Here is a 25,300-nt window from a genome sequence, read left to right as displayed (position 1 = left end):
GAATTTAATATATATGATGAAAACATAAAATTCTTATATTTAAATGGAGTAATAGACAATTGTGAAGGTATATGCTGTGTGAAAGTTCCTTTGTATTACAAAGCATTGTATGCAAGATTCAAACCAGAAATTAATGGTGAAAAAACTTATATGGCAACAATAAAAGATACAATAAAACCATATCTAAAAGAAGACGGAACACTTGATTTGAATAAATTAATGAAAAGATATATAAGATATATAAAAGAACGAGGAGCAGTAATGTTTAAAGGGAGGAATTATTATGAAGGTGTATATCAATACAATCTTGATCAATTCCTTAGCTTGTATGTAGAGGCGGTAGATGGCAAGGTATATCCAGAAACACAAGTAGGTGGAGGAAGAATAGACTTATTAATAAATATACATAACCAAGAATACTTAATAGAAGTAAAAGCAAATATAACAGGAAATGATTATGAAAAATCAAAAAAACAAATAAAAGAATATATAAAAAGAAAAGGACTAAAAGAGGGATGGCTGGTTATTTATTCAGATACAATAAAAGATTTTGAATATATAACAGAAGAAGAAAATGGAATAAAATTACATATTTGGTTTATAAAAACCAATTTTGAATGTCCGTCTAAGATAAAATAACAAAGCCGAGAAGAAATGTCTGAGTTTGTTTAGTAAATTAATTGAATCAAACTGTAAATGGGAAAATAAAAATGTACAAAATAGATAAAGAAATAATGGCATCCTTCTTTTTTGTAAAGGAGGATACCAAAGATTGAGAAATTAAAACAACAACTAGAAATAATAAGGATGATGGTAATGAAACCAAAAATCTTTTTGCTTTAGATAAATTTCTTAAATCTAAAACTAAATGGATTGGTCAAATCCAATAGTATAGTATAGTATAGTATAGTATAATTTTATACGAAATATTATCTAAATTTAGGAGATGATTTTATGGAAAGAATAAAAATAAAAAATTTTATAGTTTTAGAAGATATACATATTGAATTGAAACGTCTTAATATTTTTATAGGGAAACAAGGTACAGGAAAGAGTTTACTTTCTAAATTGATCTATTTTTTTAAAAGTATTCCAATAGAAATGTTAAATGCTGTTGATCAAAAAGCAGAATTTAAAAAATTTGTGGAAATGCAGGAAGAAAAATTTATTTCTTATTTTTATTTAGAAAGTTACTTTAAAGAAGAATTTTTGATAGAATATGAATTTGATAATAAAAAAATTATTGTTAATAATAAAGAAAAATTCGAAATAATATTTTCAGAATATTATGAAAACTTATACAATGAAATAAGAAATAAATATTTAGAATTAGAAGCTTTAGAATTCAAAAATACTGAAGGTTTTATTCTTGATGCAGCGCCAATTGTAAAAACATTCTCTTATATTATAGATAAGTTAAAAAAAGAAGGAAATGACTTATTTTTACACGAACAACTTTTTATACCTTCAGGGAGATCATTTTACTCAATTTTAGCAAAAAATATTTTTTCAATTTTAGAAAATATTAATAATATAAATGATCCTTTTATTATAAGGTTTGGGAGGCTATATGAACAATTAAAAAAGAAAGAATTTTTTAAAGATGTTAATAAAAATGAAAACAGCATTTTTAATATTAAAATAAATCAAATTCTTAATGGTAATTTTATAAAAGAAAAAAATGAAGATTTTATTAAACTTAATAATGGGAAATTGGTTAAATTATCTCAAGCGTCATCTGGGCAACAGGAAATATTACCTTTAATTTTAGCATTAAAAAATATAGTTTATAAAAAAGATAAGGTTGGTAAGACCCTTTATATTGAAGAACCTGAAACACACTTGTTTCCTGAAACACAAAAGAAAATTGTTGAACTTATTTCTTTAGTCTTTAATATTAAAAAAGATATTCAATTTTTTATAACAACACATAGTCCATATATTTTAGTTGCATTAAACAATTTAATGATTGCAGAACATTTGTATTCTAATATTAGCGATGAAAATAAAAAAAGAAAAATAAATGAAATAGTGAATAGCGATTTTCATATTTCTTTAAAAGATGTTTCTGCATATCTTTTTGAAAATGGAAAAATTGAAAATATTAAGGATAATTTTATTATTAGTGCTGACATAATAGATGAAATTTCAGATGTTTTAGCAAAACAATTTGATTCTTTAATGGAATGGATTGATGAAATTGATTAATTTAAGCGGATATGAAGTAGAAATAAAAAAAGTTAAAAAAATAGTAATTGAAGAAAAGAAGAAAAAGTTAATTATTAATAATAAATTGGAGAAGGAAGTTGTGAAGGTACATGTAGATTCTCCAAATTCACCCATTGAAATGGAGAAAAAATGTGATTATTTATTTTTTGTAAATGAGAGAAATCTATATTATTATCTTGAATTAAAAGGGAGAGATATAAAAAAAGCATATGAGCAAATTCTGAATACCAAACGTTTTTTTAAAACTAAGAAGGATGAAAGTATTGGTATAATAATCCATTCTAATAAACCTAAATTTTCTCCAACAATCCAAAAATTAAAACTGAATGCAAAAAGAGAATTTAGAGAACTTATTACTCAACAAAATCAATATACTCTAGATTTATAGAACATACTATATTATCTGGAAAATTTAATTTTCATAAAACAAAAGAAAAATATAATATAAAACTTTATAATATGAAAAAACTGTATTTGTTAAGTGAACAGTAGATGTGATTACTGTTAAAAAATACTTCAGACTGGTGTACTATTATTATATAATATACAACTTTCCCTTTTTTAAACATTCTTGTTGTTGTTTTTACAACCCCTAATGAACCGCCGTATACCGAACGGTACGTACGGTGGTGTGAGTAGTCGGTAGATGAATTAATCATCTACCGACTACTCGATTGAAACATAGTTATAATCTTTATAATTTGCTGATTAATTCTCTTTCAATATATTTAAATCCTTTTTCCCAGAAACTTCTATTTGTAATATCAATATCAATCTTTGATAATAATTTTTCTGGAGCATCATTTCCGCCACTTGATAGTAATTCTTTATATTTAGGAACAAATGCTTTTCCTTCTTCTAAATATTTTTCATATAATGCTATAACTAATAAATTTGCAAAATTATAGGCATAAACATAGAATGGAACACCTATCATGTGAGGTATAGAACTCCATTCATATTTATACTCTTCGGTAATTTTTACGGAATTTCCAAACATTATTTTTAATTCTTTTTCATATAAATTTGATAATTCATCATATGTTGCCATACCATTATTATCTATCATTTCATGTGATTGTATTTCAAACCTTGCAAACATATTTTGTCTAAACATTGTTGCAAACATATCTTCTATTTTTGATGCGATAAATATTTTTCTATCTTTTTCATCTAATTCTTTTAATAATTTATCCATTACGAGCATTTCTCCAAAGACAGATGCAACTTCTGCCATTGTTAAAGGAGTATGATAATTTAATAATGTTTGTTTTGAAGATAATGTTCCATGGACACCGTGACCTAATTCATGAGCAAGTGTCATAACATCTCTCATGTTACCTGTATAGTTCATTGATATGAACGGCTTATAGTTAGGTATATTATATGAACAGAATGCCCCGCCCCTTTTTCCTGGTGAAATTTCAGAATCTATCCTATTTTCATCAAAAAATGATTTTACAATATCTCCTATTTCTTTATCAAATTCATAATATGCATCTAAGACAATTTTTTTGGCCTTTTCAAAAGGGATTTCTTTTTTTACAGGGTCCAATGGAGCGTAAATATCTGCCAAAGTTAATTCATAACCTAAATGTTTTTCTTTCCATTTATAATATCTATGAACCATTGGTGTTTGTTCAGTTGTTATTTCAATAACTATATCAACAATTTCATCGCTAACTTCGTTAGACATATTTCTCATTGATATTGGTTTGGGATAATTTCTTAATTTTGTTTCAGTATCATAATACTTCGCAACAGAGTTAAAAGTGCTTTCTAAAACTATTTTGTCGTTTTTATATCTTTCAAAAAACAATTTCATTGCTTTTCTTCTTAAGTCTTTGTTTGGATCTTGCCTTAACGCTCTTACTTGTGGGCCGGTCATTTTTTTTACTTTTCCATCTATTTCAATTTCAAATGTATAAGAAGAGGTTAATTTTCCATAAAGCATATCGAAAGCATCTCTTCCAGCAGGTTGTAACGCAGAAAGTACTTTTTCAGCGTCTTCACTTAAAACATGTGGTTTTTCCTTGATTAGTTTTTCTATTACATGTTTATATTCTTTTAATTCTTTTGAATCTTTAAATTCTTCTAATTTATCTATAGGATGACTTAATAGTACTGGTTTCCAGAATGCCATTTCAATTTCAGCTTTAGTTAAATAATCTTGCCCAATAGATACTAATTTTTGAGCTTGAACATTTTGAGTATTTTCAGCATACATTAGATGTGCATATTGAATAGCAAAATAAGGTTTTTCCATAGCTTCTTCCAAATCTTTAAAAAAATTTTTTAAATCATTAGCAGTTAGTTTTTCAGAGGAAAGAATAGGGTAGTATTTTTCTTTAATTTTTTTTGCGTTTATTACTGCTGATTCTAAATCTTTTTTTATTTGTTTGTTTTCTGATGAATCATAAAAGAAAGATAGATCCCATTTCATTGGATAACCCCCTTTGAATTGATATATTTAACATGAAATTATATCATAAAAAGTAAAAAATTAATATTGGAATAATATACATATTGACTTTTTTGAATTTTTTTGATAAAATCGCGGTGTACTGTTTGAAAATTTAATAATATTATTTATCCTCTTCCTGTATAATCCCGAGAATATGGCTTGGGAGTCTCTACCAGGCGGCCGTAAACTGTCTGACTACAGGAAGAGGGGTGTGGGTTTTTGGATTTAAATCACGCCTCTCTTCCTGAGAGGCGCTTTTTGTTTTTAATTTAAAATACAAAGGAGGTAGATTATGCCAAAGGTGCTTATTATTGCAGGTAGTGAATCTGATAGGAATTTTGTAAAACAAGCATTGGATTTGTTTGAAAGTTGGAATGTGGATTATGAGTTCAAGATATTCAGCGCTCACAGGAATCTTTTGGAATTAACAGATTATATGAAAAAATTATCTTCAGAGTTTAAAGTTATAATTACTGTTGCTGGCCTTGCCGCTGCACTTCCCGGTGTTGTTTCTTCTTTAACTTCCTTACCTGTGATTGGTGTGCCTCGCGATGTTGGACCTCTCAATGGCATAGATGCGCTTCTTTCAATTGTTCAGATGCCAAAAGGAGTACCTGTTGGGACAATGGGAATTGGAAATCATGGAATGAAAAATGCAGCATATTTTGCAAAAAGAATATTAGATTTGGAGGAGATGAAATGAAAACAAACGAATTAAAATTGTTATATGAGGGCAAGGCTAAAAAGATATATGAAAAATCTTCAGATGAGGTAATTATATATTTTAAAGATGATGTTACGGCATTTAATGGGATAAAAAAGGATTCTATTATTGGAAAAGGCAAGATAAATAAGTTGATCACTTCATTTTTCTTTAAAATGATTGAAGAAAAAGGTATACCAACTCATTTTATTTCAGATGTAGATGATAATTCTTTTGTAGCTAAGAAGGTTAAAATAATACCTCTTGAGGTTATAATCAGGAATTACACAGCTGGTAGTTTTTGTAAAAGATATGGAATTGAAAAAGGAATAAAAATCCAAAAGCCAATAGTTGAATATTCATTAAAAGATGATGATTTGGGGGATCCTATGATTTGTAAAAATGTAATTTTATCTTTAAAACAGGTAGAAGAAAAAATTTTGAATAGATTGGAATATTATTCTTTAAAAATAAACAATATTCTTTCAAGTTTTTTAGAAGAAAAAAATATTATTCTTGTGGATTATAAGTTGGAATTTGGGATTTATGATAATAAGGTATATCTTGCAGATGAAATTTCACCAGATACATGTAGATTTTGGGACAAAGATACAATGGAATCACTTGATAAGGATGTATATAGGGAAGATAAAGGGAATCTTATAGATAAATACTCAGAATTTCTAAGGAGGATTAATATATGAAAAAATATATTTTTGAAGTATTAATTACGTTAAAGAATGGAATATTAGATCCTCAGGGGTTGGCAACACAAAAAGTTTTAAAGAGAATGAATTACCCAATAGATAATGTAAAATTCGGAAAATTAATAACATTTGAGATTGATGCAGAAGATATAAAAAAAGCAGAAGATTTAGCAAATGAAATTACATATAATTCATTAATAAACCCTGTTTTAGAAAATTATGAATTAAAAATGTTAAGGGAGATAGAAATATGATAAAAGCAGGAATTATAGTTTTTCCGGGAACTAATTGTGATAGAGATGCAGAATTCGCTTTAAAAATGGCAGGTTTTGATGCGGAATATATTTGGCATGATTTTAAAGATATCATGAAATATAATTTAATATTTATACCCGGTGGTTTTTCATATGGTGATTATTTAAGAGCAGGCGCATTAGCTAAATTTTCACCTGTAATGAGAGAAGTTGAAAAATATGTAGAGGAAAATAGAGGTTTAGTATTAGGAGTTTGTAATGGGTTTCAAATATTAACTGAATCTGGATTGCTGAAAGGAACTTTAACTAAAAATAAATCTTTAAAATTTATATGCAAAGATATCGATATAAAAGTAATTAATAGAAAAACGCCTTTTTCAAGATATATAAAAAAAGAAAAATTAACGATACCAATTGCTCATGCCGAGGGTAATTATTATATTGAAAATTATGAATATTTAAAGGGAAATAATTTAATAGCATTTGAATATATTAACAATCCAAATGGTTCTATAGGCAATATAGCGGGAATTTATAATGAAAAATATAATATTTTAGGAATGATGCCTCATCCAGAAAGAAATTCAGTAAAAACATTTGGAAATGGTGATGGATTAGAGATTTTAATGTCGATCAGGAGGTCATTAGAAAATGAATAATTTATATCTAGAGTTAGGATTGAAAGATTTTGAATATGAAAAAATAAAAAAAGATTTAAACAGAGAACCTAATGAATTAGAGATGTATATGTATTCTGCTCAATGGTCGGAACATTGTGGGTATAAGCACTCTAAAGAACTTTTGAAAAAATTGCCAAAAAATATAGAAAATGAAAATGCAGGATATGTATTAATAGATGATTATGCAGTGGTTTTTAAAGTTGAAAGTCATAATCATCCAAGTGCAGTAGAACCGTACCAAGGTGCAGCAACAGGTATTGGAGGTATTGTTAGAGATGTTCTCGCTATGGGAGCAAGACCTGTTGCGCTTCTTGATTCATTAAGATTTGGTATAGATACTAAATCAAAAAATATTTTTGAAGGTGTGGTTTCTGGAATTAGTGGTTATGGGAATTCTATAGGTGTTCCGACTATAGCAGGAGAAACTTTCTTTGATGAATTTTATAATACTAATCCGCTTGTAAATGTAATGTGTGTAGGGCTTGTTAAAAAAGATGAATTAGCATCTTCTAGAGCAAAAGAATCAGAAAAATTGTATGTATATGTAGGTTCTAAAACAGGAAGAGATGGTATTCATGGTGCTTCTTTTGCCTCTAAAAAATTGTCAGGTAAGGACGATAGACCATCAGTTCAGGTAGGAGATCCATTTTCTGAAAAAAATCTTATTGAAGCAACATTAGAAATATTGAAATTAAAAGGTGTTTTAGCTTGTCAGGATATGGGAGCAGCAGGGATTTTAAGTTCTTCTTCTGAGATGTCTTTTAAAGGAAATCTTGGATGTGAATTATATATGGATAATGTTCCGTTAAGAGAAGAAAATATGGAAGTCTGGGAGATATTATTATCAGAATCTCAGGAAAGGATGTTGTTTCTTGTAGAATCTGGTAAAGAAAAAGAGATTAAAAAAATCGCAGAAAAATATTTTTTGGATTATGCTGTTATAGGTAAAACAATAAAAGGGAAAAATATTAGAATAATAAAAGATGGAAATGTTCTTTCAGAAATGCCAATATCTTCACTTGTAGATGCACCTTCAATGTATAGACCTACAAATACACCTTCGTATATAAAAAAAATAAAGAATAAAAAATTTGAGTCGAATTTTGATTTAAAATCAGCTTTTTATAAAGTTCTAAGAGATATAAATGTTGTGAATAAGTCTTGGGTATTTGAACAATATGATTATAAGGTGGGAACGAATACTTTAATTATTCCAGGTAAAGCAGATGCTTCTGTGATATGGATAAAAAATACAAACAAAGGAATAGCCGTTACTATTGATGGTAATGGATTATACTCTTATATTGATCCCTATGAGGGGAGCAGAAATATTGTTTTTGAGGCTGCAAGAAATTTGGTAGCTATAGGAGCAAAGCCACTTGGGATTACAGATAATATGAATTTTGGTAATCCTGAGGATGATATGGTAATGTGGCAGTTTGAAAAAAGTATTGATGGGATATCCAATGCATGTAAAATTTTAAACATACCAGTTACAGGAGGGAATGTTAGTTTTTATAATGAATCAGAAAAAAAAGCAATATTGCCAACACCAGTAATTGGAATGGTAGGGGAAGTAGAAATAAATAAAATTATGGATATGACTTTTAAGAATGTTACAGATAAAGTGTATTTAATTGGTAAAGTAGAAATAGATAAAGAAAAAATTGGAGGAAGTGTTTATCAGAGAATATTAAATAATTTTATTGGTGGAGAAATTGATAAGGTTGATACTAATTTAGAATTAAGACTATATGAAGCCTTGTGGTATTTAATAGAAAATAAAATAATAAATTCAGCTCATGATGTATCTAAAGGAGGTATATTAATAGCAATTTTAGAATCAGCCTTAAATGGTGAAAAAGGTTTTAGAGGGAATTTAGGAAACACATTGGAAGAACTATTTGGCGAAAATCAGTCAAGATTTATTTTAACGGTACCATCAGAGAAAACAAATCTATTAGAAGGATTTTTAAAGGGTAAAAGTATAGAATTTAGAAATATAGGTGAAGTAATGCCATATGATTATGGATTTAATTTCGGATTTGATAAATTTCATTTTGATGAATTAAAGGATATTTATTTTAATTCCATTCAAAATTATATGGAGGAATAGCTATGTTAATGGAAGAATGCGGTGTTTATGGTGTTTATATGAAAAATAATGAGAATGCTATACCTTATGTTGTTGAAGGATTAATAGCTTTACAGCATCGAGGACAAGAGTCTGCTGGAGTTGCATATGTCTCACATAATGAAATAAAAGTATATAAAAAGATGGGAATGGTTGCAGAAATATTTAATAACGGAATCATGAAAAAATTAGATAGTTCTTTTGCTATAGGTCATGTTAGATATTCAACAAAAGGGAAATCAGAAATTCAAAACTCTCAGCCTTTTCATGTTAGATTTAAAAATGACCATTTTGCAATTGCACACAATGGTCAAATAGAAAATGCAGAAGAATTGAGATTAAAACTGGAAGAACAGGGCACAATTTTTTTAACAGAAAGTGATACTGAATTAATTCTGCATATTTTAATAAAAAATTTAAGAAAAAACATAAACAAATGGACACTTGAAGATGTTGCAAACATAATATTTAAAGAAGTTTCACCTTCTTATTCTTTGCTTCTTTTGTTTAAAGATAGAATAATAGCAATAAGGGATAAATATGGTTATAGACCACTATACTACTATGTTTCAAAGGAAGGTTTTTTTATATCATCAGAAGATAGTGGTTTCTACTTTTTAAATTCAGATGTAAATAAAATTTATGAAATAATGCCTGGTGAAGCTGTGGAATTTTCTGAGGAAGGAATTAAAAAAATAAAAATTAAAAGTTCTGAAAAAAGATATTGTTTTTTTGAACATATATATTTTGCTAGACCGGATTCAAATGTTTTTGGTAGAAATGTTCATCTTATAAGAGAAGAATTAGGAAAGTTGTGTGCTAAGGAAAATCCAGTTGATGCAGATATTGTTGTTCCAGTACTTGATAGTGGTTTTTCTGCGGCATTGGATTATTCGAAAGAAAGCAAAATTCCTATTGAAATGGGGTTAATGAGAAATAGATATATTGGAAGAACGTTTATTAGTCCAAATCAAGAGGATAGAGAAATTGGAGTAAAAAGGAAATTACCCCCTATTTCACAGGTAATAAAAGATAAAAGAATTGTACTTGTGGATGATTCTATTGTAAGAGGAACAACAATGAAAAAGATAGTTAATATGATAAAAGCAGCTGGAGCAAAAGAAGTCCATGTAAGAGTTGCTAGTCCAAAGGTGCTTAATACATGTCATTGGGGTGTGGATATACCAGATAAAAATGAATTAATTGCTGCATATATGGATATAGAAGAATTGAAGAATGAATTTAATGCTGATTCAGTTGGATATGTTTCGTTAAGCAGTATAAATGAATTATTAAAAGAAGATTTTAAAAATTATTGTTTTCATTGTTTTGTGAGGTGAAAATATGGATTATAAAACAAGTGGAGTTAATATAGATGAAGCTAATAAAATGATTTCTGGTATAAAAGATAAATTAAAAGATAATGCAGATATGTATGCTGGTATTTTTCCATTGCAAGATGTAGCTAAAAATTATGAAAATCCTCTTCTTGTTGCATCTACAGATGGAGTTGGAACAAAAATGGTTCTTTTAGAGGAAAGAAAGAGATGGGATATAGTTGCTAGAGATTTAGTTGGAATGGTTTTAAATGATTTAGTTTGCATTGGAGCAAAACCTTTATTCTTTTTGGATTATTATGCAACTGGCAAATTAGATAGTAAGGATGGAACAAAATTTTTAGATCAATTGATAAAGGTTCTAAATGAAGTTGATTGTAAATTAATTGGAGGAGAAACAGCAGAATTACCAGGACTGTTGGTTAACAATAGAGTTGATGTAGCAGGATTCGGAGTAGGAATAGTGGAGAAAAAAGAAATTCTGGGTAAAAATAAAGTCAAGGAAGGAGATATATTAATTGGATTAAGATCTAATGGAATTCATTCTAATGGTTATTCGCTTGTTAGAAAACTTCTAAAAGAAGGAAAAATCAGCTTTTTTGAAGAATTAATATCTCCTACCAAACTAATGATTAATCAAACATTGAAAGTAAAAAAATATATACATGCAGCAGCACATATTACCGGTGGTGGGATAGAAGAAAATCTTTTAAGAGTAATACCAGACGGTTTAAGTGCGAAAATAGTGGTTAATTGGGAGTTTAATAATGTATTTAAAGAAATTTTAAATGCTGGAATTTCATTAAAAGAATCATTTAAAGTGTTTAATATGGGGATTGGAATGATTTATATTTTAGATAAAAGAAATTTATCTAAGATAAAAGAATTGTTGCCAGAAGAAGAAATAATAGAGTTAGGAAAAATAGTAAGAGGAGAAAAGAAAGTAAAAATTTCTTTTTAGGAAGGCGATAAAATGAAGAAAAAATTAGTAGTTTTATCATCAGGTAATGGGACTAATTTTGAGGCGATAGTAAAAAAATTAAGAAATAGATATGAAATAAAATTAATAAGTGATAATAAAAAAGCATATGTATTGCAGAGAGCAATAAAATTATATATTGATTATGAGATAGTTAATTATAAGTATTTTAAAAATAGAGAAAATTATAATAAAAAACTTTTTGAATATTTGAAAAAAGAAGAACCAGATTTAATTGCTTTAGCGGGATATATGAAAATATTACCAGAATATATTGTTGAATATTTTTCTGGGAGAATAATTAATATACATCCATCATTATTGCCAGCTTTTAAAGGTTTAAATGCAATAAAACAGGCATTTGATTTTGGAGTGAAGTATACAGGAATTACCATTCATTATGTGAATAATGAATTAGATGGAGGGAAAATAATTGCTCAAGAAGTGGTGAAAATTGAGACTGAGGATACTCTTGAAACACTTGAAGAGAAAATACATAAGTTAGAACATAGATTATATCCTAAAGTAATAGATAAAGTATTAAGAAAATTAACAATGTCGATATAGGAGGTAAAGATGAAAAGAGCACTTATTTCTACATATTATAAAAATAATATAGAAAAATTAGTTTCTGTATTAATTGAAAATAGATATGAAATAATTTCAACAGGTAATACTGCAAAATATTTAGAAAGTCAAGGGTTTGAGGTAGTGAAAGTCGAAGACGTAACAGAGTTTCCAGAAATACTAAATGGTAGAGTAAAAACTTTACATCCTAAAATACATGGTGGAATATTGGCAAGAGATATAGAAGAAGATAGAAAAACATTAAAGCAATTAAATATCAAAAAAATAGATTTTGTATATGTGAATTTATATCCTTTTGAAGAAAAACTAAAGGAAAACTTAGATATAAAAGAATTAATAGAGTACATAGATATAGGAGGTCCAACTTTAATAAGAGCAGCTGCAAAAAGCTTTGAAAATACAATTATATTAACTGATCCCGAAGATATGGATTTAATAATAAAAAATATAGAAGATTTAAACTATGAAATAAGAAGATATTTAGCTGCCAAGGCTTTTAATCTTACAGCACATTATGATTCTATAATCTCGTCATATTTTAATAATTTATTAAAAATAGAGTTTCCGAAATATATAACATTACCTCTTAAAAAGAAATCTGAATTAAGATATGGTGAAAACCCTCATCAAAAAGCTGTGTATTATGAAAATACTACTGAAGAAGGTTTCTTTTCAAATTTTGAACAATTAAATGGTAAAGAATTATCGTATAATAATTTTAAAGATATAGATGTTGCCTGGAAAATTGTAAATGAATTTGAAGAAAAGGTTTGTTGTGCAATAAAACATCAAACTCCTTGCGGTGTAGCATCAGGTAGGGATAATTTAGAAGCATTTAAGAGAGTATATGAATGCGATCCTATTTCTATTTTTGGTGGTATTGTGGCGTTTAACCATAAAGTAACAGCTGAAACTGCAAAAGAAATGAAAAAAATATTTTTAGAGGTGATTATAGCTCCAGAGTTTGAAGAAGAAGCTGTAAATATATTAAAGAAGAAAAAAAACCTACGAATATTAAAGGTAAAAGAAAAACCTCATCAAAAATTTGAGTATGTGTCAGTAGATGGAGGTGTTTTGGTTCAAGAAAGAGATACAAAGTTATTCAAATCATTAAAAATAGTAACAGAGGAACCAATAGCAGAATATTTAATGGAAGATATGATTTTTGCATTTAAGGTTGTGAAACATGCCAAATCAAATGCAATTGTTGTTTCTAAAGAGAAAATGGCAAAAGGTATAGGTTCTGGACAGCCAAATAGAATATGGGCTGCTATAGATGCTTTGGATAGAGCAAAAGATGGAGTTGTTCTTGCTTCAGATGCTTTTTTTCCATTTAATGATGTCGTTAAAAAGGCAGGTGAGTATAAAATAAAAGCTATTATTCAACCTGGAGGTTCTATAAGAGACGAAGATTCCATAAAAGTAGCAAAAGAACTTGGTATATCTATGGTATTTACTAATATGAGACATTTTAAGCATTAATGGGGTGGAAGAATGAAAGTAGCAGTAATAGGAAATGGTGGAAGGGAACATGCTATTGCATGGAAATTATCACAAAGTAAAAGGGTAAAAAAAATATATTGTATTCCTGGAAATGGTGGAACTGCACTGGAAAATAAATGCGAAAATATAGATATGAAAAATATAGATGAAATTATTAATTTTGTTAGAAAAAATAATATTGAATTAACTATAGTTGGGCCAGAAAAGTATTTAGTTGAAGGTATTGTTGATGAATTTAAAAAAGAAGGTTTAAATATAATTGGTCCAAATAAAAAAGTGTCAATGCTTGAAGGTAGTAAAATATATGCAAAGAATTTTGCAAAAAAGTATGGTGTTCAAACTGCAAAATATAAAGATTTTAAAGATTATAATATAGCCGTAGATTATATAAAAACGGTTAGGTTTCCAATAGTTATTAAAGCAGATGGATTAGCGGGAGGGAAAGGTGTAATTATATCCAAAAACTTTTCTGAAGCTAAAAAAACTTTAAATGATTTTATGAATAATGATGTTTTTTTAGGAGCTGGTAAAAATGTATTAATAGAAGAATACCTTGAAGGATATGAAATGTCAATTTTTATATTATTAGATGGAGAAAATTATAAAATATTTCAGACGGCAAAAGATCATAAAAAAATTTTAGAAGGCGAGAAAGGTTTAAATACAGGAGGGATGGGAGCAATATCACCGCACCCTAAGTTGAGTATGGAATTAATGGATAAAATAAAAGAAAAAATTATAGAACCAACAATTAGTGGAATAAAAGAAGAAAAGCTTAATTATAATGGGATATTGTTTATAGGATTAATGATTCAAGAAAATGAGCCTTATTTATTGGAATATAATGTAAGATTTGGAGATCCTGAAACGCAAGCTATGTTACCACTTCTTGAAACTGATTTGCTTGAAATTTTTAATCATATTATAGAAAAAAAATTAGATAAAATAAATATTAAATGGAAAGATAATATTTCTTGTTGTGTAGTTTTGGCTGCAAAAGGATACCCGATAAAATATGAAAAAGGGAATGAAATAAAAACAAACATAGATTCTTATGTTTTTCATGCAGGAACTATATTAAAAGATGGAAAACTTTTAACAAATGGAGGTAGAGTACTTTCAATTGTGGATTTTGGAAGAAATATTAAAGAAGCAAGAAAAAGAGTCTATAATAAAATAAAGAGAATTGAATTTAAAGATAAATATTATAGGAAGGATATTGGTATAATGTGATATAATAGTATTGAATAAAAATTCTTTCTTAAAGGTGTAATTATGTTTTTGGATTTTTTATATAATATCAATCTTACAAAAGATCAGAAATATTTATCTAACGAATTGGATAGATTTCTATTCAATTCGTTAGATTTTTTAATAATTCAAGGAAGTGCTGGAACTGGAAAAACCTTTCTTGTTTCTAAATATGCAAAATATTTATATAAAAAAAATATTGACTTTGTAATATTAGCACCTACAGGGAGAGCCTCAAAAATTCTTTATGAAAAGTCTCATTTTAGAACTAAGACTATTCATAGCGAAATATATAGTTTTTTTGAAAAAAAAATTAATCTTGAAAAAGATGAAATAAAAATTTTTTTTAAGTTGAAAGAAAATTATCGAAATAACACGATTTTTATAATTGATGAAAGTTCGATGATTTCAGATACCTTTTCATCAGACGAAAATCTTATTTTTGGTAGTGGTAAATTACTTTCAGATCTAATAATGTATATAAAATCAGGAAATAATAATAAAATTATTTTTTTAGGTGATGAATATCAACTACCTCCTGTGAGAGCAAAAGATTCTCCAGCATTAAATAGAGAATACCTTGAAAAATTTTTTAATTTAATGGGAGATAAGATAACGCTTAATGATATTGTTAGACAAAAAGAAGACAGTTATATATTAAAAAATGCAAATATAATAAAAAGACATATAGATAACAAAAATTTTTTTGAATTAAAGTTTAAATATAATCTGGATTTTATAAAAGATAAAAATTTTATTGAGAATTATGATTATTCTAATCCTGGAAAAGATATTATTATTTGTTCAACAAATGAAAAATCTCTGGAGTATAATCAGAAAGTTCGAAGAAAAATGAATTATAAATATAATATTGAAATAGGAGATATATTATTAAATACAAAAAATGTATATTTTGACAATAAACCTATATTCAATGGGGAATTTTTTAAGGTAATTGATATATTAAATCATGAGAAAAAAGATAGTTTTGTAGGGAAAGGGGAACATGTAATATTAGAATTTTATGATTTAGTATTAAAAGACACATATTTTAATGAAGAAATAACCGTTAAAATTTTCGCAAATTCATTATTCTCAAGATCTACAGATATTGATATAAATTTAAAAAAAGCATTATATAGCATGTGTATAAATGAAATATATCAAAAAAAAGGATTATCTACAGAATTCATTCTTCAACAGATAGATAATAATCCATATTTTAATGCACTTCATGTGAAATATGGTTATGCAATAACTGCTCATAAAGCCCAAGGTGGAGAGTGGAATAAAGTTTTTATAGATCCGGACTATTATAATGCTTTTAAGACAAAAGAGTATTTTCAATGGTTATATACAGCGATTACCAGGGCAAAGGAGAGGGTATATATAAAAGAAGTACCCTTTAAAGTATTTTCATATAATAAATTAAAGTTGCAATTCGATTTTACTATAAAAAGAGAAATAAATATATCATATAATTTAAGATTTTCAAATTCAATATTAAAAGATTTATATCTTGCTATTAGAGATAAAATATCAGAAAAGAAATTTGAAATAATTGGTATAGACCATTTTCAATATCAGGAAGTATATTATATAAAAAGAGGAAAGGATTATTTAAAAGTTCAATTATATTACAATAAAAATTATGAGCCAACGAGACTAAAAGTAATTGAAACAACAAAGAAAGAACTTGCTCAGGAATTTTTGGATATTTTTAATAGTAAAGAAACTATGAATAACAAATCTATAATTGATAAAACAATTAAAAAAAATGATTGTATAAATATATATATCGATGGTAGTTATGATCATTCTTTAAAAAAAATCGGATCAGGATTTGTTGTTATGAAGGGAAATGTTTTAGAAAAATACTGGAAAGGTTTTTCGGAAGAGAAATTTTTAAAACATAGAAATGTAGCTGGAGAAATTTTTGCTGCAATACTAGCCTTTGAATATGCTAAACAAGAAAATTTAAAATGTATTGAAATAAACTATGATTATGAAGGAATTGAAAAATGGGCATTGGGATTATGGAAGACTAATACAGAATTAACAAGATATTATAAACAACAATACGACTATTATTCATCATTATTTTTGATAAAGTTTAACAAAATAAAGTCTCATTCTGGAAATAAGTTTAATGATATTGCAGATGAATTAGCTAAAAAAGCTGTGTATGAGAGTAATTATAATATAAAATATGATATTGAGGTGAAAATATGAATTTATATGAATTATCTAAAAAACGTAAAACTGTTAGAAAATTTAGTAATAAAATTCCCGATATAGAAGATATAAAATATGCAATAAATGTAGCAAAAGAAGCACCTTCTGGGAAAAACGATCAACCTTGGTTATTTGTTTTAGTTTCAAGCGAAAATAAGAAAAATAAGATTAGAGAGATATGTGAAAAAGGAGAAAAAGCCTTTTATGAGAATTCAAAAGGAAAATTGAAGGAATGGTTGGATAAGAAAGGTTTTTCCTGGAAAAAACCTTTCTTAACAGAAGCTCCATATTTGCTTTTTGTATATTCAAATAAAAAATCACCATTTTCAAAAGAATCCGTTTGGTTATCTTTGGGATATTTCTTATTAGCGTTAGAAGAAAAAGGCTTATCTACTGTTACATATACACCTTCAAATTATAATGAAATTTCAGAATATATGAAAGTTCCAAAGGATTATAGGTTGGAAGTTATACTCCCTATTGGTTATTCAATAGATCCTAAACCAAAATACGAAAGAAAAAGCATTGAAGAACTATTGATTATATTAAAATAGCCTGGGGATCCAGGCTATTTTAAATTGTGGTAATTATTTCTTTCAAATATTCCTCAAAATTTTCATCAGGATCAACTTCAATTATTTTTCCATTTTTTAGACTTATTACATATCCTTTTTTCGGATTTCCAAAATCTTTTAATAGATACATATAAAAGTTTAATTGAAATTTATAATCTTCTATTTTTTCTTTATTTGATAAATCAGAATATTTGTAATCAATAATTTCAATATTATTATTTTCATCAAAAATCACTCTATCTGGGACACCAAATATCATATATTCAATGCCATTAAAAACCATTCTTTTTACTAATCGCCATTCTGTTTTAACTTTTTTTGCAGTAAATAATCTCTTTATTAATTCATTGTCAAATGCTTTTGGTAAATTTCCGTTTTTAATTAAGCTTTGTATTTGACTGAAATTTGTAATACTTTCCATAATAGCATGCATTTCTGTTCCTTTTAATAAATAATCTTCATTTTCAAAAAAGTCTTTAATATCTATATAATGTTCTTCTGTTAAATCTTCAGAATTTTCCTCTCTCTTCATTTCATTTATTATATATGTTGGTGCTATATATTTTTTGTAAGCAAATAATGTTAGATCCGATAAATTTCTTTCATTAATATCTTCTAATTTTTTTTCATTTTTTTCTTCTATTTCCTGAGTTTCAAAGACCAATTCGTTTTCTGGAATTAAATCTCTTTTTTCATATGTTGATTTCATAAATAATGCTGCAGACGATTTTTCATTATTTTTATCATTTTTTAACGGGATAATTGGTATTAACATTTCTTTTGGTCGAGTAATAGCAACATATAAAAGCCTTAATGATTCAGTATCTTCAAGGAATTTGTTAATGTCAAATATGTTTAAAAACTTTTCTCCAAACTGTATTTTTATTTTATCTTCTGTATTTATAGATGATATATCCATATTTTTAACCTTTTTTAAGAATAGTTTTTTTAGTACAAAATACCTAACATTATTTTCAGGTAGAGAAAATTCTATTTTTTCATTTGATACATTTATTTTATCTCCAGTTTTTTCTTCTGTATTTAAATCAATTTTTTTTCCTAACCCACCCAGTATTACAATAGGGAATTCCAGACCTTTTGATTTGTGAATAGTTAATACTTTTACAACGTTTTGTTTTTCGTCTTCAATAGCAGCTTCTTCTTCAGATAGTTCTGATGTTTTCCTTAAAAGTCTTATTAATTCTGAAAATGATACAGCCAATGTGTTGTATTTTTCTGCTTCGTTTAACAATTTTTTTACATTTGCTATTGCATAATGCGGATCATGTAATACAGTTAATCGAGATAAATAATTAGTTTCAGATATTAAGCCTTTTAAAATAACTGTAGGATTTAGATAGTATTTTAATTCTACATATTTTTTTAATATTTCAAAGCCAGATCGTTCGCTATTTGAAAGTATATCTGTCTTTTCAGCAGTTTCATATAATGATTTGAAATTATTCTTTTTCTTTAAATTTACTAGTTTATTTAATTTTTTAAATGGCATTCCAACCATTAAAGACATCATATAACCAGAAAAATTAAAATCATTATGTGGATTCTCAACAGCATTTAAGGCATAAAATACTGTTTGAACTTCATTTTTATCGTAAAAAGATTTACTTCCTAAAATATAAAAAGGAATTTTATATTCTTTAAAAACTTTTCTTATTTCTTCTTCAGAATTTTTTAATTCTCTTAGTAACACAGCAATATCTCTATATTGTATCTCTCTTTCTTCAAATACAATGGAGCCATTTTTCCTTTTTCTGAATTTTAATTTTTTTCCTACTAATGCTTTTATTGTCTTTGCAATAGAATGATATTCATCGTTTGAAATAATGTATTTTATTCTATGTTTATCCTCCTTTGCAATGGAAGGAATAACATCATTTTCGTCATTCGCTTCAAAATAAGATTTATCTTTAGTTTCGTTATATAATAGATTATTAAAAATATCCGGATATATATTTTTTATATTTTCATACGAATTTAATAAGGTTTCATTAAATAAAACATTTTTAGAAAATTCATTGGCGAATTCAACGATTTCAGCATTTGAACGTCGGTTTATGTTTAATTGAAATTTAGAATCTTCATTAAATTCATTTTCTGTCACAGCAAATACAGAAACATCTGCTCCTCTAAATCGGTATATAGATTGTTTTCTGTCACCAACATAAAAGATATAATTATGTCCTTTCTGATGTATTTTATCAAATAACTCTTTTTGTAAAAAATTAGTATCTTGATATTCGTCAACTATTATATACTTAAATTTGTTTTGATATTTATTTAGTATTTTCTCATTTTTCAGCGTTTCCAAAGTTTTATCTAGTACACCCTTGAAATCAAATTGGAATTGATCTTCTGTGTATACATTATATATTTCTTGAGCAATTAATAAAGAAATTTTGAATAACCACAACACATCATTAAAGTCTTTATTTATTAATTCTATCTCCGGAAGTTCACTTTTTTTCATTTCTGTTCGCCAGTTTTGTAATGTTTCAGAAAGAACTTTTTTAAATATATCTAAATTAAGTTCCTGGATTATATATTTCAATGAGCTATTAAATTTTACCAAATCAGAGAGTAATTCATTTATATATATTTTTACAGTTTCTCTTCTTTCAATTGGTAAGAAAGATATTAATTCTTCAATATTTCTGTTGTTGTCTTCATATAATTGGAATAATATTTTTAAAGTATTATATACGGATTTTTCTATCTCAATTTCCATTTTTAATTCATTTATTATTGTGAAATTTGGATCCACTCCAATTGCTATGTTGTTTTCTCTGAGTATTTTAGAACAAAAACTATCTATTGTTGTAATCCATGCTCTATTTAAATTAGTTTTTATTTGTCTCCAATATTTATAATTTTTATTTTCTTCTAATTTTTTATCAACTTCTTCTAAAATTCTTTCTTTCATTTCACCAGCAGCTTTATTTGTAAAAGTAACAGCTAGAATATTTTGAACGATATCTGGATAATTTTCTTTTTCAAATTTTTCGAGTATAGATAAATAATATTTTGTAATTGTATATGTTTTTCCAGTGCCTGCCGATGCGGAAATAAAATAATCTTTATCTAAATTTTTTTTTAATTCATTAATATTTAAATTTTTAGTCAATGAGCTCACCTCTTAACAGTTTTATATCATCTTTTGTTAGGTGTTTTCTTTCTTTAAGAGTTATATTCTCCAACCATTGAAATAAGCTACAGAACCTATAAAATTCGCATTTACCTTCATTTCCTATTTTGCACGAGTAATATTTTTCGTTAGAGTTTTGAACAGAATATCCTTTTATTGACAATTCATCTAAAAACCTATATTTTAATAATTCTTTTTTGTTTGAAAAAGCAGGAATGAAATTAGTATTTTTTATAGAATTAATAATGTTATCAAGCCATTTTTCAAACTCTTTGAAATCTATTTTTTCATATGCGTTAGAATTACCTGGATATTTTATATATACAAAATTATTTTCTATTTTTATCCATTTTAAAGATTTATATTTATCGTTTTCCTTGCTCATTGGTAAAAAACTTAAAAAGACAGGATTGTTTGCAACCTTTTCTTTCCATATATCTTTGTTATTTAAAAGTGTCAAATAATAAAACAATAATTGTTCTGTTTGAAAGCTTGTTTTGTTTTTGTAATCAATAATAGAGTAAGATTTTCTTTCTTCTTTTTTTGATGGTTTTAATTCAAAAATATTTTTCTTTTTCTTTTCTTTTAATTCAAAATTTAGGTTTTCATTCATTTCATCTATTCTATCAATTCTTGAAATTAAATTATATTTATTATATTCTCCTTTAATAGAATATTCACTTTCAATAATTTTTTGATATTTTAATGAAAGAGCTTCTTTATTTTTTGATCTTGGTGAACCAAAGAATATATAAAGAGAAATTAATGTATCAACAACGTTAGAAAGTTCATTTGAAATAACCTCTATTTCTATTTCTTTAATAATTTTATATGTTCGCAATTCTTCAACTCCAGATTTATCCCACTCTTCATTTGCTATTCTTTTTATCTCATTGTATAATTCATCTTTATTATCCACTAAACTTTTTATTGAGTTATATGTTGAATATTTATCAAATAATTTTTTCATTATTTTGTGTTTTAAATTCCCCACATAGAATATAGAAAAATCTTTATTTGTTTTTATTTCTGCTATATATTTTAAATAATATTTAAAGGGACAATCAACATATGTTGAGATTTTATTGTGGCTAATATTTTTTAATTTAATAGATTCACCTAAATTCCATGAAAAAATTTTTTTTGAAATTTTCAATTCGTTAATTTGATTTATAATATTATTTATTTCTTCCATATTTGAATTTAAATTATTATAAGTGTAATACAATACGGCTTGTTCTAGAGAATAAATTTCATTAGTATTAATTGGAATTATCTCTTCGCTTTTTGAAAAAAATGTATATTCTTTTATTTCAAATAATTTTTTTAAATCATTTTCGTATGGGGAAATGGAAATTTCTTCTCCAGATATAGTTGCTTTGGGATAAGTGATTATTACATTATCTGCAAACAACATTGAAATATACATATTCTCTCTAAATTGTAATTCTGAAATTTTAGAATAGTAATCATTTTTTGTAATATATGAAAGTAACGGGTTTATTCCTATGGAAGGATAATTATTATCACTAAATGAAATGAAAATTTTAAATTTTTTATGGATAAATCGAGAATCATTTAATGTGAAAATTTCAACTGTATTAGAATACTTTTCTGATATTCTATATTTTTCTGTTTCAATTAAACTCGAAAGAATATTATAGTACTTTGAAAGCGATATATTTCCAGATATTAATTTTTCCAAATTTTTTTCGGTTTTTAATAAAACCTCTTGAAATTTATATAATGCGTTTAATTCGCTTTCAACTTTTTCAATATTACTAATATCAATAACTTTTTCATTAATCCAATTATTTAATAGATTTCTATAATATGATAATTCAAGTTCTTTTTTATCCAATTTCCCTAGAAGATCGAATAAATTAAAAAATATATTCTTTAATTCATCTAACTCTTTTTTTGATTTTTCAAGTCTTTCTTTTTCATCAGATGATAATAATTCTTTTTTAACTTCGTTTAATTTTTCTTCAATTCTTTTTATCCATTTTTCCTTTCTTGATTTTAAAGATGATTTTGGATAGTCATAATATAAGTTTAAGCTCTTTAAAAGTTCTTCTATTTCATCAATAGATAAGGTTCTTTCTCCAGCATAACCAGTTTCTATTAAAGCGAGTAAATCATCGACCTCATATCCGGAATATTTTACTTTTAATGGCAATAATAGTTTGTTTACAACAAGACTTTCAGATAATGAAATATCATTTTTTAATCTATATGGGACTTTTATTTCTTCAAAAAAATCAGCTAAAGAATTTGCAGTTTGAAAATCTGGAACAACTATTCCAAAGTCTTTTGGCACATAATTTTCATATAATATTTTTCTTTTTATTTCTTTAGCAATATTTTCTATTTCCAGAATATTATTTTTAAATTCAGCTTTAAAAAATACAGTATCTTTAAATAATTTTTTTAAGGGTATTTTTTTTTCTTCTATGTCAAAATCATTATTTCGTAAAAAGTTATATATTTTTTTTAGACTATCAAATGAGTCATCATCATTTAATGACCAAGCTAAAAAATATACATTGTCGAATAAAGAAAATAGTTTATTTAATACATTAATAAGTATTGGGGGTAGATCAAAAAAACCACCTATTATTAAAGTTTTACCGAGTTTTTTACCTTCGAATTCCTCATAAAACCATTTGTATATACTTATTTGATCATAATTTTTATTAATGGATTTTGAATTATCGAATTTTGTATTTAATATATCTTCTAATTTTTCTTCTAAATGCTTATATAATTTAAATAGATTATCATCACTTTCTATATCTTTATCCATTTCCATATATAATTCATTACTTTCCAAAATACCTTTATCAGAAATTCTTGATATTTCCCATTTTTTCTCAAATATTTCAAGGAGATATTCAATTGAAAACTTTGATTTTGAAAGCGTTTTTAAGTATTTTTCGAATTGAATATTATTTTTCTCTTTTTCTATTAAATCTTCTAATTCATTTGCAATATATGCTTTTAAAAAGTCTCTATCAATGAAAAGTGAAGACGGTTCATGTTTTTTAAATAATTCAACAATATATTGATTTATAACTCTAAAAGCATCTCTGTTTAATGTTTTATTTGTTTTCCTTGTTACCGCTTCTGCAATTTGTTTTACATAGTCTCCCGACGGTCCAATATACAAAAATTCCATAGGATCTTTTTCATATAGAGGAAGAATAAAATCTGCAATTTCATCAAAATGATTTTTATTTAAATCTATAATTTTAGCTTTTTTCATTATAATGCCCCCAAAATCTTATTTATAATATTATTTTAATTACATCATTTGGTTTATAATCCATTAGAATTCCAAATAAAATAACCACAAGGAAATACAATATAATAGCGATAATAATGATAATAACCTTAATAAATTTAAATAGTTTTCTTTTTCTCATTTTCTTTCCCTTATTAAAAGGCATATATACGTATTATATCATAAAAAAAATACCGCTATAACTAATGACAGTGTAATTTTTTATAATCTCTTTTTACCTTTTTATAGTTCTTTTTGCAATAATCTATATTTCAGTATTGAAATATGATATAATTCAATTATAAAGGTATAAAAGGGATTTACTTTGCAAATATTTGAATATATTTTAATATATATATTAACTGTAAGTATATTAGCTATAAGCATGTGGTTCATACACTATAGGTGGGTAATGGTGAGGTGAAAATATGAAGAAAAAAATACCATATGGAGAACAAAATTTTGAAAGATTAATAATGCAAAACTATTATTACATAGATAGAACACAATATATAGAAAAATTAGAATCATTAAATGAAAAAAATATAGTATATTTAAGACCAAGGAAATTTGGAAAAACATTGTTTTTAGACACACTCTCAAATATTATGATATTAATTATGCAGAAAAATTTGAAAAATTATTTAAAGACTTATACATAGGAAAAAATCCAACACCATTAAAAAATAGTTATTATATCCTGTATATGGATTTTTCTGGAATACAAACAGAAAATAAAGAAAAATTAATAAAGAGTTTTAAAAATAAAGTTATACGTTCTCTTGACAATTTCAAGTATGAATATAATATAAAAACCAAAATAGAAAAAGAACTAACAGAACCAGCAGATATTCTTGGTTCATTTCTTGATAGAATAAAGAATGAAATAAACAAACCAATATACTTATTAATAGACGAATACGATCATTTTGCAAATGAATTATTGAGTTTTAACCTTGATTTATTCAAAGACAGCGTAACAAAACATGGATTTGTAAGGAAATTTTATGAAGAAATAAAAAAAGGAACAGAAACAATAATAGAAAGACTATTCATGACAGGCGTAAGTCCAATAATGTTAGACTCATTAACTAGTGGATTTAATATAACAATGAATATAACATTATCTCCAGAATTCAACGAAATGCTAGGATTCAAAGAAGAAGAAGTAAAAGAATTATTGGAATATTATGACATATATTCAGAAGAACTATT

General features: G+C 25.9%; 20 protein-coding genes, 1 pseudogene and 1 riboswitch. Of the genes and pseudogenes, 17 read left to right on the top strand and 4 right to left on the bottom strand.

Features of this window, described 5'->3' with window-relative positions; genetic code table 11:
• The 3 genes and pseudogenes from BUA62_RS08810 to BUA62_RS08800 form a co-directional block, all read left to right on the top strand.
• Positions 1-639: pseudogene (locus BUA62_RS08810) on the top strand (AAA-like domain-containing protein); the annotation flags it as partial.
• A 315-nt stretch (positions 640-954) separates the two neighbouring features.
• Complete coding sequence (locus BUA62_RS08805; RefSeq protein ID WP_072865523.1) at positions 955-2,208, top strand: AAA family ATPase; 1,254 nt, start codon at positions 955-957, stop codon at positions 2,206-2,208.
• On the top strand, positions 2,195-2,617 hold the full coding sequence (locus BUA62_RS08800; RefSeq protein ID WP_072865522.1) for a hypothetical protein: 423 nt from the start codon (positions 2,195-2,197) through the stop codon (positions 2,615-2,617). Before BUA62_RS08805 ends, BUA62_RS08800 begins: the two co-directional genes overlap by 14 nt.
• 306 nt (positions 2,618-2,923) lie before the next feature.
• On the opposite strand, the gene BUA62_RS08795 is transcribed toward BUA62_RS08800, so the two are convergent.
• Complete coding sequence (locus BUA62_RS08795) at positions 2,924-4,672, bottom strand: M3 family oligoendopeptidase (RefSeq protein WP_072865520.1); 1,749 nt, start codon at positions 4,670-4,672, stop codon at positions 2,924-2,926.
• A 137-nt stretch (positions 4,673-4,809) separates the two neighbouring features.
• Positions 4,810-4,911: riboswitch (purine riboswitch) on the top strand.
• Between the two features lie 74 nt (positions 4,912-4,985).
• Here BUA62_RS08795 and BUA62_RS08790 point away from each other — a divergent pair.
• From BUA62_RS08790 to BUA62_RS08735, 12 genes are read left to right on the top strand one after another with little or no spacing between them, the layout of a single operon-like run.
• Positions 4,986-5,396 carry a 5-(carboxyamino)imidazole ribonucleotide mutase gene (locus BUA62_RS08790; RefSeq protein ID WP_072865518.1) on the top strand — a complete coding sequence of 137 codons (411 nt, stop codon included), beginning with the start codon at positions 4,986-4,988 and terminating at the stop codon, positions 5,394-5,396.
• Positions 5,393-6,100, top strand: coding sequence for a phosphoribosylaminoimidazolesuccinocarboxamide synthase (gene purC / locus BUA62_RS08785; RefSeq protein WP_072865516.1), 708 nt, complete (start codon positions 5,393-5,395; stop codon positions 6,098-6,100). The genes BUA62_RS08790 and purC overlap by 4 nt, the downstream gene beginning before the upstream one ends.
• The gene (gene purS, locus BUA62_RS08780) at positions 6,097-6,357 is read left to right on the top strand and encodes a phosphoribosylformylglycinamidine synthase subunit PurS (protein WP_072865515.1); all 261 of its coding nucleotides are present in this window, start codon (positions 6,097-6,099) and stop codon (positions 6,355-6,357) included. The genes purC and purS overlap by 4 nt, the downstream gene beginning before the upstream one ends.
• On the top strand, positions 6,357-7,016 hold the full coding sequence (gene purQ, locus BUA62_RS08775; protein ID WP_072865527.1) for a phosphoribosylformylglycinamidine synthase subunit PurQ: 660 nt from the start codon (positions 6,357-6,359) through the stop codon (positions 7,014-7,016). The genes purS and purQ overlap by 1 nt, the downstream gene beginning before the upstream one ends.
• Positions 7,009-9,153: a phosphoribosylformylglycinamidine synthase subunit PurL gene (gene purL, locus BUA62_RS08770; protein WP_072865514.1), complete on the top strand. Its 2,145-nt coding sequence runs from the start codon at positions 7,009-7,011 to the stop codon at positions 9,151-9,153. Before purQ ends, purL begins: the two co-directional genes overlap by 8 nt.
• Before the next feature lie 2 nt (positions 9,154-9,155).
• A complete protein-coding gene (gene purF, locus BUA62_RS08765; protein ID WP_084670766.1) occupies positions 9,156-10,511 on the top strand; it encodes an amidophosphoribosyltransferase in 1,356 nt (451 codons plus the stop codon).
• Between the two features lie 4 nt (positions 10,512-10,515).
• Positions 10,516-11,469 (top strand): phosphoribosylformylglycinamidine cyclo-ligase, encoded by a 954-nt coding sequence (purM, locus tag BUA62_RS08760; protein WP_072865512.1) that lies wholly within the window; start codon positions 10,516-10,518, stop codon positions 11,467-11,469.
• Between the two features lie 12 nt (positions 11,470-11,481).
• Positions 11,482-12,054 carry a phosphoribosylglycinamide formyltransferase gene (gene purN, locus BUA62_RS08755; protein WP_072865510.1) on the top strand — a complete coding sequence of 191 codons (573 nt, stop codon included), beginning with the start codon at positions 11,482-11,484 and terminating at the stop codon, positions 12,052-12,054.
• Between the two features lie 9 nt (positions 12,055-12,063).
• A complete protein-coding gene (gene purH, locus BUA62_RS08750) occupies positions 12,064-13,557 on the top strand; it encodes a bifunctional phosphoribosylaminoimidazolecarboxamide formyltransferase/IMP cyclohydrolase (protein ID WP_072865509.1) in 1,494 nt (497 codons plus the stop codon).
• A gap of 12 nt (positions 13,558-13,569) precedes the next feature.
• Positions 13,570-14,811, top strand: coding sequence for a phosphoribosylamine--glycine ligase (gene purD / locus BUA62_RS08745; RefSeq protein ID WP_072865507.1), 1,242 nt, complete (start codon positions 13,570-13,572; stop codon positions 14,809-14,811).
• Positions 14,812-14,853: 42 nt separating this feature from the next.
• Entirely contained in the window at positions 14,854-17,061 is a 2,208-nt protein-coding gene (locus BUA62_RS08740; protein ID WP_072865505.1) for an AAA family ATPase, read from the top strand.
• Positions 17,058-17,618, top strand: coding sequence for a nitroreductase family protein (locus BUA62_RS08735; protein WP_072865503.1), 561 nt, complete (start codon positions 17,058-17,060; stop codon positions 17,616-17,618). The genes BUA62_RS08740 and BUA62_RS08735 overlap by 4 nt, the downstream gene beginning before the upstream one ends.
• Positions 17,619-17,637: 19 nt before the next feature.
• On the opposite strand, the gene BUA62_RS08730 is transcribed toward BUA62_RS08735, so the two are convergent.
• The 3 genes from BUA62_RS08730 to BUA62_RS11540 are packed head-to-tail and all read right to left on the bottom strand — an operon-like array spanning position 17,638 to position 24,227.
• Entirely contained in the window at positions 17,638-20,781 is a 3,144-nt protein-coding gene (locus BUA62_RS08730) for a UvrD-helicase domain-containing protein (RefSeq protein WP_072865501.1), read from the bottom strand.
• Entirely contained in the window at positions 20,774-24,067 is a 3,294-nt protein-coding gene (locus tag BUA62_RS08725; protein ID WP_072865499.1) for a PD-(D/E)XK nuclease family protein, read from the bottom strand. Before BUA62_RS08725 ends, BUA62_RS08730 begins: the two co-directional genes overlap by 8 nt.
• A gap of 22 nt (positions 24,068-24,089) precedes the next feature.
• Entirely contained in the window at positions 24,090-24,227 is a 138-nt protein-coding gene (locus BUA62_RS11540) for a hypothetical protein (RefSeq protein ID WP_159429515.1), read from the bottom strand.
• Between the two features lie 286 nt (positions 24,228-24,513).
• Between BUA62_RS11540 and BUA62_RS11765 the strand changes: the two genes are divergently transcribed.
• Positions 24,514-24,747, top strand: a complete 234-nt coding sequence (locus BUA62_RS11765; protein ID WP_234970312.1) for an AAA family ATPase — start codon at positions 24,514-24,516, stop codon at positions 24,745-24,747.
• Positions 24,636-25,300: AAA family ATPase (locus tag BUA62_RS08720; protein WP_327037256.1), on the top strand; the 665-nt coding region annotated here is incomplete at its 3' end. The genes BUA62_RS11765 and BUA62_RS08720, both read left to right, overlap by 112 nt.

Origin of the sequence: Marinitoga hydrogenitolerans DSM 16785 (assembly GCF_900129175.1) — a bacterium.
GTDB lineage: Bacteria > Thermotogota > Thermotogae > Petrotogales > Petrotogaceae > Marinitoga > Marinitoga hydrogenitolerans.
This window is presented reverse-complemented; position numbering and strand designations above follow the sequence as displayed.

Bases quoted from the DNA above. Each gene is read 5' to 3' on its own strand.
- BUA62_RS08805 (WP_072865523.1), top strand. From the start codon at position 955: ATGGAAAGAATAAAAATAAAAAATTTTATAGTTTTAGAAGATATACAT.
- BUA62_RS08800 (WP_072865522.1), top strand. From the start codon at position 2,195: ATGAAATTGATTAATTTAAGCGGATATGAAGTAGAAATAAAAAAAGTT.
- BUA62_RS08795 (WP_072865520.1), bottom strand. From the start codon at position 4,672: ATGAAATGGGATCTATCTTTCTTTTATGATTCATCAGAAAACAAACAA.
- BUA62_RS08790 (WP_072865518.1), top strand. From the start codon at position 4,986: ATGCCAAAGGTGCTTATTATTGCAGGTAGTGAATCTGATAGGAATTTT.
- purC (WP_072865516.1), top strand. From the start codon at position 5,393: ATGAAAACAAACGAATTAAAATTGTTATATGAGGGCAAGGCTAAAAAG.
- purS (WP_072865515.1), top strand. From the start codon at position 6,097: ATGAAAAAATATATTTTTGAAGTATTAATTACGTTAAAGAATGGAATA.
- purL (WP_072865514.1), top strand. From the start codon at position 7,009: ATGAATAATTTATATCTAGAGTTAGGATTGAAAGATTTTGAATATGAA.
- purF (WP_084670766.1), top strand. From the start codon at position 9,156: ATGTTAATGGAAGAATGCGGTGTTTATGGTGTTTATATGAAAAATAAT.
- purM (WP_072865512.1), top strand. From the start codon at position 10,516: ATGGATTATAAAACAAGTGGAGTTAATATAGATGAAGCTAATAAAATG.
- purN (WP_072865510.1), top strand. From the start codon at position 11,482: ATGAAGAAAAAATTAGTAGTTTTATCATCAGGTAATGGGACTAATTTT.
- purH (WP_072865509.1), top strand. From the start codon at position 12,064: ATGAAAAGAGCACTTATTTCTACATATTATAAAAATAATATAGAAAAA.
- purD (WP_072865507.1), top strand. From the start codon at position 13,570: ATGAAAGTAGCAGTAATAGGAAATGGTGGAAGGGAACATGCTATTGCA.
- BUA62_RS08740 (WP_072865505.1), top strand. From the start codon at position 14,854: ATGTTTTTGGATTTTTTATATAATATCAATCTTACAAAAGATCAGAAA.
- BUA62_RS08735 (WP_072865503.1), top strand. From the start codon at position 17,058: ATGAATTTATATGAATTATCTAAAAAACGTAAAACTGTTAGAAAATTT.
- BUA62_RS08725 (WP_072865499.1), bottom strand. From the start codon at position 24,067: ATGAAAAAAGCTAAAATTATAGATTTAAATAAAAATCATTTTGATGAA.
- BUA62_RS11540 (WP_159429515.1), bottom strand. From the start codon at position 24,227: ATGAGAAAAAGAAAACTATTTAAATTTATTAAGGTTATTATCATTATT.
- BUA62_RS11765 (WP_234970312.1), top strand. From the start codon at position 24,514: ATGAAGAAAAAAATACCATATGGAGAACAAAATTTTGAAAGATTAATA.